Annotated in this window: 8 protein-coding genes and 1 pseudogene; all 9 read right to left on the reverse strand. The window is 44.8% G+C overall.

The genetic code is table 11. The features are described 5' to 3' along the window. Positions 1–26: 26 nt before the first annotated feature. The 9 genes and pseudogenes from NXX38_RS24275 to NXX38_RS24315 all read right to left on the reverse strand — a co-directional run bounded on the left by NXX38_RS24275 (position 27) and on the right by NXX38_RS24315 (position 16,225). Positions 27–2,606, reverse strand: a pseudogene (locus NXX38_RS24275) (glycosyl hydrolase family 95 catalytic domain-containing protein). 88 nt (positions 2,607–2,694) lie between these two features. After that, positions 2,695–5,256 (reverse strand): glycoside hydrolase family 3 C-terminal domain-containing protein, encoded by a 2,562-nt coding sequence (locus NXX38_RS24280; protein ID WP_258981444.1) that lies wholly within the window; start codon positions 5,254–5,256, stop codon positions 2,695–2,697. Between the two features lie 64 nt (positions 5,257–5,320). After that, entirely contained in the window at positions 5,321–6,139 is an 819-nt protein-coding gene (locus NXX38_RS24285; protein ID WP_258981446.1) for a hypothetical protein, read from the reverse strand. Between the two features lie 10 nt (positions 6,140–6,149). Then, positions 6,150–6,494: a hypothetical protein gene (locus NXX38_RS24290; RefSeq protein WP_258981447.1), complete on the reverse strand. Its 345-nt coding sequence runs from the start codon at positions 6,492–6,494 to the stop codon at positions 6,150–6,152. After that, positions 6,478–8,175 (reverse strand): family 43 glycosylhydrolase, encoded by a 1,698-nt coding sequence (locus NXX38_RS24295; RefSeq protein ID WP_258981449.1) that lies wholly within the window; start codon positions 8,173–8,175, stop codon positions 6,478–6,480. Before NXX38_RS24295 ends, NXX38_RS24290 begins: the two co-directional genes overlap by 17 nt. A 34-nt stretch (positions 8,176–8,209) precedes the next feature. Then, complete coding sequence (locus NXX38_RS24300; protein ID WP_258981451.1) at positions 8,210–9,925, reverse strand: sialate O-acetylesterase; 1,716 nt, start codon at positions 9,923–9,925, stop codon at positions 8,210–8,212. Between the two features lie 30 nt (positions 9,926–9,955). Beyond that, entirely contained in the window at positions 9,956–12,820 is a 2,865-nt protein-coding gene (locus NXX38_RS24305) for a glycoside hydrolase family 3 C-terminal domain-containing protein (protein WP_217721218.1), read from the reverse strand. Positions 12,821–12,852: 32 nt separating this feature from the next. After that, the gene (locus tag NXX38_RS24310; protein WP_258981453.1) at positions 12,853–15,069 is read right to left on the reverse strand and encodes a glycoside hydrolase family 3 C-terminal domain-containing protein; all 2,217 of its coding nucleotides are present in this window, start codon (positions 15,067–15,069) and stop codon (positions 12,853–12,855) included. Between the two features lie 49 nt (positions 15,070–15,118). Next, positions 15,119–16,225: a family 43 glycosylhydrolase gene (locus NXX38_RS24315; RefSeq protein ID WP_258981455.1), complete on the reverse strand. Its 1,107-nt coding sequence runs from the start codon at positions 16,223–16,225 to the stop codon at positions 15,119–15,121. Positions 16,226–16,235: the final 10 nt, after the last annotated feature.

Raw genomic sequence — 16,235 nt, forward strand, 5'->3', positions numbered from 1 at the left:
AAAACGAATATCGCATTGTGCAATATTCATCTGATCGTATATCTCTTACCTTTAACAGTATCAAAAGCAATCCGGTCGTCAGCGAGTACTCTTACCTTAGCACCGGAAACTTTCAGACTCTTTGCATCCGGATATTTAAGCATACACTCTGCACCTGCATTAGAAAGTATTTCAATCGAAGTGATTTTCCCTTCTTTCCAGGTTACATCCACTTCAAAGTTTCCCTGGCTTTCATCCCTTTGAACGCACCGTCTTTCCATACATCGGGCAAAGCGGGAAGCAACTCGATATATCCTCCCTGACTCTGCATCAACATTTCCGCAATCCCGGCTGTACAACCAAAGTTTCCATCAATCTGGAAAGGCGGATGCGCGTCAAAAAGGTTGGTATATACACCACCGAAACGGCCTTGGGGAACAGTCAGTTTCATTGCACTCCGCAATAATGCATGAGAACGGTTACCATCATGCAAACGGGCCCAGAAATTTAGTTTCCACGCTTTACTCCAGCCTGTGCCCTCGTCTCCACGGGTATTCAATGTCACTTTCATGGCATTTGCATATTTATCATCTTCTTCGCTCCTTCCGATCACAATCTGCGAGCCCGGATGCAGCCAGAAAAGATGGTTCGTATGTCTGTGCCCACCGTCTCCGGTAACGTCTTTCGTCACTTCGTCCTTCCACTCCATCAATTGTCCGCCCAATCCTATATTCGGACCGGAAAGTTTGTTCATTGCAGTCTCTATTTCTGCAATCTCCGGTTCTTTATCCTTACCTAACACCTTGCTGGCTTTTATCATCATATCGAACATCTCTGCTATCATAGCTTGTGAGGTGGAGCAACCTAATGAAAACTCACCATGCTCGGGAGAATGTGAGGGGTTTGCCACCAAAGTACCGTCCCGCTCATCCGTCCAAAGGTTATCCACCCAGAAAAGAGCCGCTTGGAGCATGACATCATAATACGCTTCTAAAAAGTCCTTGTCGAGATTAAACTGGTAATATTCCCAAATATCCTGGCACATCCAAATAGCTCCTGCCGGAAAATGATGGGGAGTGTCTTTCTTGGCCGGAGCCGTATTACCCCAAATATTATTTTCATGATGCGTCACCCATCCACGTACATTTCCGCCATCGGGCTTGCAATAATATTGTTGTGCCGTATATTTTCCGCGTGGTACGAGGCTCTTTACATATTCTACCATAGGCAGGTGGCAACGGGATAGATTAGTAGGCTGCGTAGGCCAATAATTCATCTGCACATTGATATTGGTGTGATAGTCGGAATTCCAGGGATTGGAAAGTCTTTCTCCCCACACCCCTTGCAAATTGGCAGGCAGAGAACCTTCTCTTGAAGAAGAAATCAATAGATAACGACCAAATTGGAAATACAACATTTCCAAGTATTGATTTTCGGATTCCGAGTTGGTATGGGCATCCATGCCCTTCAACAGGCTGTCCGTAGTTGTAACGGGTATTCCCGGCGGATTGCCCAGATTCAGTTTCATTCTGTCATACAACGAATGGTAATCTTTCTCGTGGGTAGCCAATAAAGTGGTGTATTTTTTATTGGTCGCCTTTTTCAGCGTAGCCTTCACTTTATCCAGCGGTTCTTCTCCAGAGAAATAATGATAAGAATCGTCCATGCATTGCACATAGTTCGTTGCAGCCGACATCAATACGATGATTTCTTTGGCATCTTCTATCTTCAATTTCTTCCCGTCTACTACCGTAATCTTTCCGCCTGTATGTTTCACTAATAGTTGCTGGGCGTATTTCAATCCATTCTTCCAATGATCTCCTACACGCTTGTCACCACTCATCGGAGTAGGATATCCTGTCAGGGTAATCGTATTGTTCAAAGCCCGGATGACCTTGTCGGTATGCAATGACTCCAAAGATATCATACGTGAAATCTTTCCTTTCTTCGAATCCGATGTCAGACGCATCACCATGATATTGTCCGGATAACTCATAAAATACTCCCGTTTGAAGGTTATTCCTCCCTCTTTATAAGTTACCCGATGAATGGCATTGTCGATATCCAGCGTCCGAGTATAGTCAGAATAGGCAGGTTCGGAGGTAGCCGGATTTACAACCTCTACAATGATATTACTCAATGTTTGAAAAGAGCCGAAATGCTCTTTAGTTCCCGCCAGTTTATCTATGAGGTTTCGTAGTTCCGTACCGTTACCATCCCCCCTCATAATTATGGGTAATCAATTTTCCGTCTGCGTCAATATAAGCGGAATGATTTGCAGTAAAATCATTCATCTTCTGCTGTAACAGCACACGGGTTTTATGAAGATAACTTTTATTCGTTTCCGGGGTTCCCAAATGCCCTCCGTTATAAGACGGATCTTCGCCAGGACCTCCTGACCACAAAGTATGTTCATTTGTCTGAATAACATCTACTTCCACACCTCCGAAGATCATAGCGCCCATATAACCGTTACCGATAGGCAATGCTTCGCTTTCCCACACTTTTGCGGGTTTGTTGTAAGTAGCTTTCAGGGGTGGCTGTTGGAAACGGGCAGCCATTGTTGTTTCCGCCATCAGGCAGCATAAGAATAGTGCGTTTATACACCGCAAATACTTGTTTTTCATAATACAATAAATTAAAAGTCGGGCTGTGTAAAAGGTACAGTTAATACATCGATTACCCTTTACACAGCCTCAACAACTATGATACAATCTATAAATTAATGACAGTTTGCAGACGAATATCTTTAGAGGAAGCACCGACCATAATGTCGAACGCACCTTGGGGAACGATGAATTGTCCCAATCCTGCATCCCAATAACGAAGTTGCTCTTTATCGAGTTCGATTTCCACCACACGGCTCTCTCCTGATTTTAAAGGAATACGCCGGAAACCTTTCAACTCTTTAATCGGAACGACACCTCCGGTTTCCGGAATCCGCACATAAACCTGTGCCACTTCATCCCCTTTCCTCTTGCTGGTATTCTTCAAGCGGAAAGAAACGCTGACGGTATTTGCACTGTCTTTTACTTTCAAATCGCTGTATTTGAAAGAAGAATAACTAAGTCCGTAACCAAAAGGATAAAGAACGTCTCCTTTAAAATATTTGTAAGTACGCCCTTTGGTTATATCGTAATCATCGAAAGCAGGCAATTCATCCAGAGATTTATAATAAGTGAGCGGCAAACGCCCGGCTGGATTGTAGTCACCAAATAATACGTCGGCAACGGCTGTTCCTCCCTGTTCACCCGGATACCAGGCATTTACGATGGCAGGAATATGTTCGTTCATCCAGTTGACAGCCAGTGAGCTTCCTGCTACCAATACAACGATTATATTCGGATTTACTTTATAGATTTCCTGCAAGAACTCTCTTTGGTCTGCCGGAAGCTGAATATCGTACCGGTCCTGTCCTTCACGTTCTATTGACTTATTGATTCCCATCACAGCAACGACCGTTTCACATTCGCGGACTGCTTTTCCGGCCTCCCCATACAAATCGAGACGGGTCGCTTTTCCTACCTGCGGCACTTTCCATTGTAATTTTGCGATAGCATAATCCCGGTTATCATAGTATTCCGCTTTTAACTGATAATCTTTCCCCGCTTCAAGATAGATGGAAGCAGAGTCTGTAGATACCGCATGAGCCGACCAGGCGTCAATCAACAACTGGTTGTCAATACTCAAACGACAACCATCGTCGGAAGTAAAACTAAAAGTATAACGACCGGAGATAGTCGGTCTCAACTTTCCCGTCCAACGAACGGAAAGCGGAGATTTAGGAAGAAAAGGATCGGGCGCCTGATTGGCAGGCTCAAAATTAATCCAACCTTCTTTACGTACTTTAGGCGTACCCTCCAATGCAGTGTTTTCAAAATATTCTGCTTTCAATCCTTCCGGAAAGTTTTCTCCTTGAATCAGTTCCAAGCCGTCGGCAGCAGATTTCCAGGGTGCATACACTACTTTCACTTGATCGCTTGCCCTGTCTTTTATACCTTGCAAAACGGAAACCGGATCTACTACCGGCGCACCGCTATAATCACCAAACTCACATTTACCGGCATTGATACCTACCACGGCTATTGACTTCACCTTATTAACATTCAATGGAAGCATATTATTCTTATTCTTCAATAAAACAATACACTCCCGGGCTGCATCCAAAGCAATCTGTTGATGCTCTTTCGAGCCGATCACCGACGGAGAGATTCTAGTATACGGATTTCGTTCAGTTCCATCAAAAAGTCCCAGTTTCATACGCGCTGTCAACACATGGCAGGCAGCCGAATCGATATCGGCATCCGATACCATGTATTGTTTGTAAGCATTCAACAGATATTCGTCATAGACATCATCTCCACATTCCAAATCCAATCCAGCCTGAATGGATAGAGTGGCAGCCGCCTCTTTCGTCTTTACATACTTATGGGCGTTTACCAATAAAGAAGGTCCCCCACAATCGGAAACGACATATCCCTGAAATCCCCAGTCCTGACGCAACACTTTTTTCAGCAGCCAGGCATTTAGTGTACAAGGCACATCGTTCAACGCATTGTAAGCAGCCATGATAGAAGCTGCCTTTCCTTCCTTCACACACATTTCGAAAGCCGGGAAATAATATTCGCGCAGTTGCTTTTCCGAAATTTGCGGATTACAGACAAAACGGTTATGTTCTTCGTTATTGGCAGCAAAATGCTTGGGAGTGGAAACAATCTTCAAATAACGCGGATCATCTCCTTGCAAGCCTTTCACAAAAGCCGTTCCCATCACTCCGCTTAGAAAAGGATCTTCCCCATACGTTTCCGGGGTACGTCCCCAACGGGGATCACGTGCCATATTCACCGTAGGTGACCAAAAGGTCAGTACATCACTAAACTGCTCTTTTTGCTCTCTCCCCTGATCGAGTTCATTCCAACGGGCACGCGCCTCATCCGAAATCACAGTAGCCACCCGTTTTTGTAACTCAGGGTTCCAGGTAGCTGCCAGTCCGATAGCTTGCGGAAATACAGTGAAACGTCCCGGACGGACTACTCCATGCAATGCCTCATTGCCATGATAGTATTTATCAATGCCCAAACGAGGAATATCGGGAGAAGTAGCACGCAGCAAACTAATCTTTTCCTCCACTGTCAGGCGGGAAAGTAAATCTGCCACCCGTTCGTGCACAGGAGCGTTTTCATTCTTATACAACTCTTGCGCATGTATCAATGAGCAAGACATCACAGATAAAGTACCTGCCAACAAAATCTTTTTATACCTGTTCATTATCACCATTTTTCTATCATATTTTCTTTTATAATTGTTCGTAGCACTTGCTCCGGAATCACTTTCCCACTTTCTAATCTACAGGGCCGTCCATCAACAAACCATGTTTCTTGTTCTTTACATCATGAGAATTGAAGTCGGCTCCGTATGTTGCAATTCCCATTACACGCATCATGGAATTCCAGGAGACATTCGTTTCTTTCGTCTGTAAACGATAGTCAATCACAGACAACACCAGATTTACATTCTCTTGTAGAGGATAAGTCACTAAAGCTGCTCCCCCGGGTTTCTGCAATGCTTCACATAATACGACCTGCGCACACTTCCAATGTTCGGGAGACGTATTGAACAAGCTCCAGTCTGTACGGGAGGCTTTTAATACGATATTCCCCTTTTCGGTCAATGCTCCGGATAATCCCTGTTTTAAGATGTAGCGGTCACCCTCCATCTCACTAAAATACAAATCGGGGAGTTCAAAATAATTTCCCCAGGAAGTATTTCTGTTCATCTCTAAAGCCGTAGCTCTGCGGTCGGTCAGTTTTACTTTCTCCGGCAACCAGTGACAGAAGTCATCACTCAATTTCTGTCCGATGCTCAATGCCAGTACCATTCCCCCTTTCTTTTTCCATTTTTTCAAAGCTGGTTGTATGCGCTGCAAATCTTCGGCTGTCACCGATTCGGCATCTATGATCCATAAGTTTGCTTTTTTCGGCTGGTCTGTTAACCCCAAACCGGCTTTGGTTATGAAATCTATTAAATCCGGACGAGGCTGTCCAATCAGACAGGCAACAGGATAAACAGGAGAAGGATATTCCGGTTTCACCGGATGTTTTACTTCTTCGAATGTAGTCCATTCACTGCCTTTGAGTGCGGCTTTCAGTGCATTGAACATGGGCAAAGGTTTATATAAAGGAAGCAATCAACGGTTTATTCAAATCTTTGGGAAGGTCTTCCTGTTTCAGGCCATGAGAGGCAGGAATACGAAAGTTACGACACAACCATCCCATGCGGATATATACCCAATGTTCCGGATAGCTAGGGAAATAGACCGAACTCGGTGTATACGGTCGTGGTGTCCCTGCTCCAACCTTGCTACCTCTTCCCCAGTCATTGACATTGATTGCAGAAGGGATTTTAATCTTTACTTTTTCCCATTTGCCGGGTTGGGGAGCTGTCAGTTCCGGAGCTATCCCGGAACCTTTTTTCCATGAAGAACGACCTTTCATTTCACTAATTACCATTCTCATTAAATGCCGTTATCGAGAAATAATATTCCGAGTCTCTGTTAAAGTAACGGGCTTCATATTGATTGTCAAATACCGTCACTGCGTGCGTTAACTTATCTTTCTGTGTTCCCCACCGTAACACGTATCCGGTAGCCCCTTCTTGTGCATCCCAAGTGAAACGGTACATTCGTTTATCCTCCGAATCCCGGATTGCCCGGAAGCCTGTCACCTTAGAAGGAGCAGCACCTTCTCCTTTACCAAATACACGGAAACCGGATAAAGAGAAGCACCCATCCATCTCTTTAGCGTTACAAATTCTCAAATAACGGACCTTCACGGGTTTATCCAACGTAAACAGGCGATGAGGCTCATCTTTTCCATTCTCTGTTTCATCAAACAAATTCATCCATTTTTTCCCATCTGCCGAACCTTCGATAAAAAATTGATAAACAACGGGAGGGTGTGGTGCGAAAACCTTGAAGTGATGGTCGGCAAAATTCACGTGTATACTATTTACCAACATTAGAGTCTCCAAATCAACCTGCAACCATTCGCCCTTTTTTCCGGTTTGAGCAGCCCACCATGTTTCAATCTGTTCATCATTTGCATTGCCCGGTTCATAGCCGGCAAGAGACGAAGAAGCCTGTACCGGTTTCCGGTATGAAAGCAGATTCCATCCCATACTCAAATCTGTTTTATCAAAATCAACTTTCCGGTTAGGAATATAGAAAGGATAATCCGACCAGACTGTGTGAGCATATATACCGTTGCGACTGGATACAGCAACCGGGAAAAGTCCCAACCGCCGTTCAAACATATGACGAACGGAAATGATCATGGAAGCTACGTGCCAGTAGTTTCCATACTTATCCCGAAAAGTATGTCCGTGTCCTGCCCCACCGATAAAGCCTCCCGGTTTAAATGAGAACGGATTGTCTTCCACATATTCAAAAGGCCCCAAAGGAGTATCTCCTACATAGATTCCATCGCCATAGATACGATATTGAGTACCCGGAGCCGCATATTGCAAATAGTAACGTCCTTCATATTTCAGCATACAAGGTCCTTCGTTCCATCCCTGACGCGGTTCTTCATTATTCTTTCCGGGAACTTCCCAGCCATACTTGTCTCCATGATGCGCGATCAGTGCTTTGGCTTCACCCAACGCACGAAAACCGTCTTTCGGATCTACTTCCACCCCCATAATCGGCTCCTTATCCGAACACCCCCAATACATATACACCTTACCGTCCTCATCACTATAGAAAGCCGGGTCGTGAAGCCGGTAGGTCAGTTTGGTATCTACAGCCTCCCAAGTATCTTTTTCCGGATGGGCATTTTTGAAAATCTGTGTTTTCCCACTGGAAGTAGTAAAATAGAGCGTATCTCCTATTGGAAGAATGGTAGGAGCATAATCTTCCAATGTGGGGATAGTCGTACAAGGAACATATTCCCAGTCGGCCAGATCTTCAGAGCGCCAATATCCACCGGACTTGGACGCAAATAAATAATAATAGCCTTTAAAATACTCCAATACCGGATCAGCAGCTTCCCGACACGATTCGTCTTTCGGTTGAAACCGGTAGTTCAGATTCATCGGATTAGTTACTATCCGATGTTGGGCGATTCGCTTTCCTGATGAACAGGAAGTGATACATCCTGCCAATACGCTTGCAATTAATAGATGAGTAGATCTCTTCATGGTGTTTTTCTTTTTATTTATTCCGGTATTTGTGTCATTCCCAGTGATCTGTACGAAAAGGCGATGCCGGCAACCCTTCCTCATTATACAGATTACAACGCGGGCTATTGGAAAATCCGTAGTGTACAGCTACGGGTTCGGCAACTTCAGGACTCGATACAATGACCTTATTACCTTCTATGACGGCATCCGCCCAAACAAATTTACGGTCGGTCCCGGCAATGCCAAATCCCGTGAGCTTTGTCGGCTTTGGACGAGCCTGTTCTCCTTCAGGGATATAGGGAGAAGTCCCTATCATCAACTTCTTACCCTGATTGGTAAACTCCAAAATAATTTTATTGCCCTTCACTGACATTTTCTTATAAAGAGGTCCCATACCAACAACTTTCTCTCCATATGCCAATTTACGGGCAACAAGAGCTAACCGATGTCCTACATCATATTTATCAACCAGATGCAAATCGAACGGGTCGCCAACATCAATCGTTACCGCCATCGCAGTATTAGGCAGGCTCAGTGCTTTCAACTGACCTTCGCGCACCCAACGCCAACCGTTCCCCTCAACAGAAGGCTCCTGATCTACAGGCTCAAAATTAGGAAGCTGTACATATACAAAAGGAAAATCTCCTATTCCCCATTTCTCCCTCCAATCTGTAATCATCCGGGAAAAAAGTGTCGCATATTCTTTTGCCGAGCCACCGGAATTAAATTCACCCTGATACCAGATTACACCTTTGATACTTAACGGAATTAAAGGAGAAATCATGGCGTTAAACAGATTAGCCGGGCCGTTATTTCCACCGTCCGGTTTACGTGGATTGGGTGGACGAGGTACTCTGGGTTCCGGTTTGGCGGGCGCTGGTTTCCCATCGGCTTGTGCAGCCCGTACGGCTACCGCCCATTCTTTCTGTGCCTGATTCCACTCTTTACCTATTGTTTGATCCCATTCTCTGACTGCTGTATCAAACTCTTTCTGCTTTTGCGGATAAGTAGCCAGTATTTCCGGATTATCTTTCACATTTTTCTCGTAAGCAGCTACATAATGAGCCAATGCTGGCTCCTGCTTTAGCCCGGAAAGGCTTGTCCAAGCTTCTGCACGTGTACCACCCCAGGCGGACTGTATCACTCCTAACGGACGTCCGTTTGCAACGCGCATATCACGTGCAAAGTAATAGGCAGTAGCAGAGAAACCCTGCCCATTTATTTTTGCCAGCATCTCCGGAGTACAAAGCACCCACCTGGCAGCCCGTTCGGAACTGGCTGTTCCTTGAGGAATTTCAATCTCCGACAATGGCTGTAGCGATGTATTTTTAGGAACAAAGAATAAACGTAACAATGAATCTTCCGAATGAGCTATATCATCAGCATATTCTTTTCTGACCTTGATCCCCCACTCCATATTTGATTGTCCGGAAGCAACCCATACATCACCTACCAGTACATCCGAATAAACCAGTTTATTTTTTCCGGTAATAGTCAGCGTCTCTCCTTTTTTCTTCGTTTTTACCGGCTTCAATTTTACCTGCCATGTCCCGTCGGCATTGGCAGTGGTTCTCACTTTTTGTCCGGCAAAGAGTACTTCAATGTTTTCTCCGGCATCAGCCCATCCCCAAATCGTAATCCGGGTATCTTGCTGCAAAACCATGTGGTTGCCGAAAATCAAAGGCATCCTTACATCTGCTTTCACTTCCGGTAATCCCAAGATAGCGGACAGTGACAGCAAGCACGAAACCAAAAGTAATTGTTTCATTTTATCAGGAATTAGATGAAGGTGATGGCTCTACAGAACCACCATCTTATATTTAGTAGTAAAAGCAACAGGTTGCTTGTTGTCTTTATCCAGTTTGAACGGAATCAGTTTTTCTTCTCCGGCTCCCAGTTCATAATGAATGGCATCCCCTGCTTTTTTGCCGTCAACAAACATTTCCACCTTGCCAATATCCATCAGCGTGCCATTGTTTTTCACGCTGACCCATACAGTCTTTTGATTCTTCGTCAGATTCTCTTCCACTTTGGATATAGAAAGGATAAAGTCGGCACCGAATTCGTGCGTATAGTTAAGCATACCGGTCACCCCTTTTTTCTTATCGCTGTAACCCACACTATGTTTAATCTCATTCTTGGCCACATAGTCAGGACTCATGCCACCGACACATATTTTGAATTCTCCTTTTTCCACTACTCTGTCCATGTGGTCATTGAGCAATGAAATATCGTATGGTGTCAGTTCAAAAGAGACGGTTTTCGATTCTCCCGGTTGCAAATAAATACGATCGAAATCCTTTAACTCCATAACACGGGTCTTGACGCTGGCATACATATCCGTCACATACAATTGTACTACTTCATCACCGGCACGGCTTCCTGTATTCTTCACTGTAGCCTGAACCGTCACATTTCCATTCGGTTTTTCCTGTATCTTCAAATCCGAATATTCAAAAGAGGTATAGCTAAGACCGAATCCGAAACGGTAAAGAGGATAATATTCCATATCTACATATTCGTAACGACGCCCCGATGTTTTGAAATTATAATATAAAGGAAGTTGTCCTACGTGACGCGGAAAAGTCATCGGCAAGCGACCGCCGGGATTATAATCACCAAACAGTACATCTGCCATTGCCGGGCCGCCTTCCTGTCCCGGTAACCAGTTTACGAGAATAGCTTTACACATTTCCGATGCTTTCAGAATATCATAAGGACGTCCTGCCTGAAGAATCAGAATCACCGGTTTACCTGTCGCACAAACCGCTTCCAGCAATTCCTGTTGTTTACCCGGCAGAATCAGAGTGGCCCAGTCATTATTCTCGCCGCATGTCTTGCGAACATCATTGGTGGCTTCGCTGGTAGAACAATCCCCCAATACCATTACTACAACATCGGATTGAGAAGCTGCTTTTACTGCTTTGGGAATATTCGTTTCATCTGGATTTGTAAAGTCACAACCCTGTTCATAAAGAACTTTCGTTTGCTTACCAACAGCCTCTTTAATGCCTGTCAATACGGACTTCAACTGTCCGGGTAGTAATTTCGGAGTGTAATCACCCGGTTGGAGATCGTCTGCTCCGGGACCCAGTACAGCTATTGTACGCAGGTTCTTGGTCAAAGGCAGAAGGTTCTCTTTATTCTCCAACATTACGATAGATTCACGGGCTGCCTGACGTGCCATCTCTTTATGGCTGTCAGAGTTCCATCCCGGATAAATCTTCTTCCAGTCCAACGGTTTGCAGGGATTCTTTTCAAAGAGTTCATTACGGAACATGGTAGAAAGCATGGTACGACATACGTTGTCCAGATTTTCCATGTTGATGCGGCCGTCTTTGGCGGCCTGAATCACTTCTTTATTGTTATAAGTATCACCGCAATTAGTTGCAATACCGGCAGCCAATGCCTGGTTAGCAGCTTCAATCTTGTCTTGTGCCGTATAATGTTTACGGGCAGTCAGATTACCTATAGCACCACAGTCACTGACAATAAATCCGTTGAAGCCCCATTCCTGCCGTAAAATCTGTTGCAGCAGTTCCATACTCTTGGCAACCGGAATACCCATATAATCGGAGTAAGCCATCATCAAAGACTGACAGTCATAGTTTCGGATAGCATGACGGAACGGCACCAGGTGAACTTCACGCATTTCACGTTCAGACAAACCGATGTCATGCGAGTCACGCCCACCCAATGGAGCACCATGTCCGCCAAAATGCTTGGGAGTGGTAAATAATCCTCTGGACTGATATCCTTTGATCCATGCACCACCTATTTGTGATACCAATACCGGGTCTTCTCCAAAAGTCTCTTCACAACGTCCCCAACGTGCATCCTGCGCAACGTCCAGCACCGGTGACCATGCCTGCTTTGTATTGGCAGCTACCGTTTCGTCTCCGATTACCATCGCCACTTCTTCCGTCAGCTTCCGGTTCCAGGTGGCTCCCATTGCTAAAGCCTGCGGAAAAATAGTCGCTCCGCTTCCATACGAGAAACCATGTACGGCTTCCACTTTTGTGATAGGCGGTACATATAAATGAGGAATACCGGGAATCCCCCATCCTTCACGAATCAATTCCATTTTATCTTCGGGTGTCATCACTGCCAGCAGACTTTCCACCCGTTCTTCTACCGGAAGCGATGCATCCATATAACGACGGTCAGTCACTTTCCCTTTACTATCTGTCAGTACCTTCTCTGCTACCAATACTGAAATCTCCTTTAGAGAGAAAGGTTTATCCAGCTTTCCCGGCTTGAAATTCAACTTGACATGAGCACCATATTTAGGAGTGAATTTCACTTTCATCTGTTTGTCATTGCCTTCTATCCGGTAGTTTACGGGAGTTCCCAGATTCATCGGGTCATAAGTGACAAAGATATCCAATACCTCTTTCAGTTCATTTTTGTTGACTCCCTGCATCTGAAGATCCAGTTCGCAAACATCACCCGGTTGCTGGATGGTAAACATCAGCCATTGCTCGGTCTTTAGTGCCTGCGAAGGTAATGTCCACATCGTCTTTACATTTTTATCAAAAGCTAAAGCAGCATTGTCCGCATTGGCAGAAGCCGATACCGACAGTATATCACTTTGTTGCTGCGCCATTGCCATCGAACATGACAATAATCCTATTGCCAACATCCATTTCATTTTGTTTTTCATGTTATATTCGTTTTTCTAATATTATCAGAATCTCATTTATCTATTATATGTGTATTTCCAATCATTTTCAATGTACTTTCTACCAGTTTCAAAGGAGTAGCCAGCGTCGGCACAGGTGAAGAACCGCCAACCTGTATTCTTACTGTTCCCGGCAGGACCTTCCGGATGCCATTTTCATCCACACAAGACAAGTCTTCCGGAGACAGGGAAAATGTCAGGCGTTGTGCTTCACCAGACCGTAAGTGCACCCGTTTAAAACCTTTCAATGCGGTCAACGGAACCAATATCTTTTTATCAGGATGGGATATATAAAGCTGAACTACTTCTTCACCTTCCAACCGTCCGGTATTCTTCACCGTTACAGTTACCTGCACTTCCTTGTCTGTGGTGTGACAGACTTTAGGCAGGTTCAGTGAAGAATAAGTAAAATCCGTATAGCTCAATCCATAGCCAAAAGGATAAAGAGCTTTTCCGTTAAAATAGCGATAGGTACGTCCCTGCATATCATACGATTCGAAGTCGGGCAAATCACTATCCTGTGCATAAAAAGTGACCGGAAGCTTTCCTGAAGGATTGTAATCTCCCAACAATACATCAGCAATAGCTTCTCCTCCATATTGTCCGCCATACCAGGCATTCAGTATAGCCGGAACATTCTTGGCTTCCCAGGGAATAGCCAATGCGCTGCCTGTCATCATCACAAAAACCGTCGGAATATGCTCTGCAGCCAATGCTTTCATCACTTGAGTTTGAACTGCCGGTAAAGCAATTGTCGTACGGTCGCCGCCATCAAATCCATCTTTGCTGACCGGCATTTCTTCACCTTCCAGTCTCGGGCTGATACCACCGACAAAAATGGCGACATCTGCTTCCTTGGACTGTCTCATGTATTCTTTCAATTGATTTTCGGGAACAGCATCTACATGATCTACACCTTCTATATATATGACTTCTGCCCAACCATTCAAACGTTCACGAATGGCCTGCAAAGGAGTCAGCATACGGGAAGGCTGTCCATTATAGTTTCCAAGTAACGATTCCCTGCAGTCTGCGTTCGGTCCCATTACTACCACCTTTTTCAGTTTATTCTTTTGAAGTGGTAATAATTGGTCGTTCTTTAGTAATACCATTGACTCACGTGCCAGTTGTTTGGCTAAATCCTGATGTTTTCTACATTCCAGAATAGAAACAGGAATACGTGCATAATCCACTTCTTCCACCGGGTCAAACAATCCCAAGCGGAAACGAATCTCAAACAGACGTTTGACAGATACATCAATTTGTTTTTCTGTGATAATTCCGTCTTTTACCGCTTTGACCAATGCCAGATAAGCACTTTGTCCACAATCCAAGTCGGTTCCATGAAATACGGCATCGGCTGCTGCCGTTGCTGCGTCCGGATGGGTCTTATGGTGATTGAATATATCATCGATAGCGCCACAATCAGAAGTGACATATCCTTTAAAATTCCATTTATCACGCAAAATAGATTGCATCAGCAAATCATTGCCGCAACAAGGCTGCCCCTGAAAAGCATTGTATGCACACATCACGCCGGATACCTTGGCATCAACAACCAATGTACGGAAAGCCGGCAGATAAGTGTCCCACAAATCATAAGTACTTACATCCGAGTTGAAGCTATGACGGTTTTTCTCCGGCCCGCTATGCACGGCATAGTGTTTGGCACAAGCCGAGGCTTTTAAATAACGGGGATTGTCTCCTTGCAATCCCAACACAAAGGATTCTCCAATTTTAGAAGTCAGAAAAGGATCTTCACCATAGGTTTCCTGTCCGCGTCCCCAGCGAGGATCACGGAATATATTTATATTAGGAGTCCAGTAAGTTAATGCGTGATATTGGCTATAATCCTCTTTACGCTGCGCATCGTTATAGATAGCCCGACCCTCGTCAGCGATGGAGGAAGCAACTTCTTTAATCAATGCATCATTCCAGGCAGCAGCCATGCCGATGGCTTGTGGGAATACGGTGACATGATATTTGGTACGACCGATACCATGCAGACATTCGTTCCACCAGTTATAAGCAGGAATACCCAAACGGTCAATGGGAGGAGTGCTATTCAACATCTGTTTCACCTTTTCTTCCAAAGTCAAACGGGAAACCAGATCGTTGACACGCTGTTCAACAGAGAGTTGCGGATTGCGGAACGGATACGTTTCCTGTGCCGTCATCCGACTACCTACACTGCATAAAACGGCTAAACAGACTATTTTATTCAACTTCATACTATCAGATTTATTAATTGCAGAAATAAAATTTAAAAGGGGCAATCACTTATTTGGTTTGCCTTACTAACTTTATCGTACCATCAGGATTGTAATACAGTTTATCTACACAGATAGAACGAAGCCAGTCGTGTCCGGACAACGCACTGTTATGGTAAAAGGCATACCATTGTCCTTTGAACTTGACAATAGATCCATGATTGGTATAGCTGTCAGTCGGTTCCATATAAATACCTTTCGATTCCCAAGGTCCCAACGGAGAGTCACTGATCGCATAGCGCATCCGGTTGTCCCCCTTCACTCCATCGTTCCAGTTTTCATCATGATTGTCGGAATAAGAGAGATAATACTTTCCATCATATTTGTGAATCCAAGCTGCCTCATGGAAATCTTCCAGTCCTTTCATGAGTTGCATCGGACCATCCAGCTCCATCATATTATCTTTCAACTTACCTCCTTTACAGGTGCCGCCACCGCCATTATAAATATACGCCTGCCCGTCGTCATCAACAAAGACACAAGGGTCAATCATCGGATCCATCCCTTCAACATATCCCTGCACTTTGAATCCTTCCGCCGGTTTATTGCTGGTAGCCACTCCGATCTTCCAACTGTCGTTCCAGTCTGTTTCACTGGGATGAGGAAAATAAAAATAGTAAGTACCGTTTTTATAAGCACAATCCGGAGCCCACATAAATCCTCCTTCTTTGCGTCCCCATGGCACCTGATCGGAGCTTAATATCTCTCCATGATCCGTCCAGGTCACCATATCATCGGTTGAAAACACATGATAACGATCCATCAAATCACAACCTCGCGGAGGTGCAATATCATGGGAAGCATATACGTACAGACGTCCGTCTTCCCAAACATGAGCCGAAGGGTCTGCTGTGTACATATGCCGGATGAAAGGATTCGGAGTTGCCGGATTCAGACTGGTATTAAAAGCTATCGCCTTTTCTTTGCGCAGAACCTTAGCGGCTTCACCAACCAGTTTCAGATAATGGTCACTTTCCACTCCCTCCTCGATAGGAACGAATGTACTTTTCCCTGTCGGAACTTCCTTTGCACATTTAAAGATAGCCGTCCCCTCATCAATTTCGTCAAACATAGCTACATAAATCATTTCGGCACCCGCCCGGATAGCTCCCATCATCTGTTTCCAA

The sequence above is a fragment of the Bacteroides sp. BFG-637 genome, assembly GCF_024793605.1.
Lineage (GTDB): Bacteria > Bacteroidota > Bacteroidia > Bacteroidales > Bacteroidaceae > Bacteroides > Bacteroides vicugnae.

Bases quoted from the DNA above. Each gene is read 5' to 3' on its own strand.
- NXX38_RS24280 (WP_258981444.1), bottom strand. From the start codon at position 5,256: ATGGTGATAATGAACAGGTATAAAAAGATTTTGTTGGCAGGTACTTTA.
- NXX38_RS24310 (WP_258981453.1), bottom strand. From the start codon at position 15,069: ATGAAGTTGAATAAAATAGTCTGTTTAGCCGTTTTATGCAGTGTAGGT.
- NXX38_RS24285 (WP_258981446.1), bottom strand. From the start codon at position 6,139: ATGTTCAATGCACTGAAAGCCGCACTCAAAGGCAGTGAATGGACTACA.
- NXX38_RS24315 (WP_258981455.1), bottom strand. From the start codon at position 16,225: ATGATGGGAGCTATCCGGGCGGGTGCCGAAATGATTTATGTAGCTATG.
- NXX38_RS24300 (WP_258981451.1), bottom strand. From the start codon at position 9,925: ATGAAACAATTACTTTTGGTTTCGTGCTTGCTGTCACTGTCCGCTATC.
- NXX38_RS24295 (WP_258981449.1), bottom strand. From the start codon at position 8,175: ATGAAGAGATCTACTCATCTATTAATTGCAAGCGTATTGGCAGGATGT.
- NXX38_RS24290 (WP_258981447.1), bottom strand. From the start codon at position 6,494: ATGAGAATGGTAATTAGTGAAATGAAAGGTCGTTCTTCATGGAAAAAA.
- NXX38_RS24305 (WP_217721218.1), bottom strand. From the start codon at position 12,820: ATGAAAAACAAAATGAAATGGATGTTGGCAATAGGATTATTGTCATGT.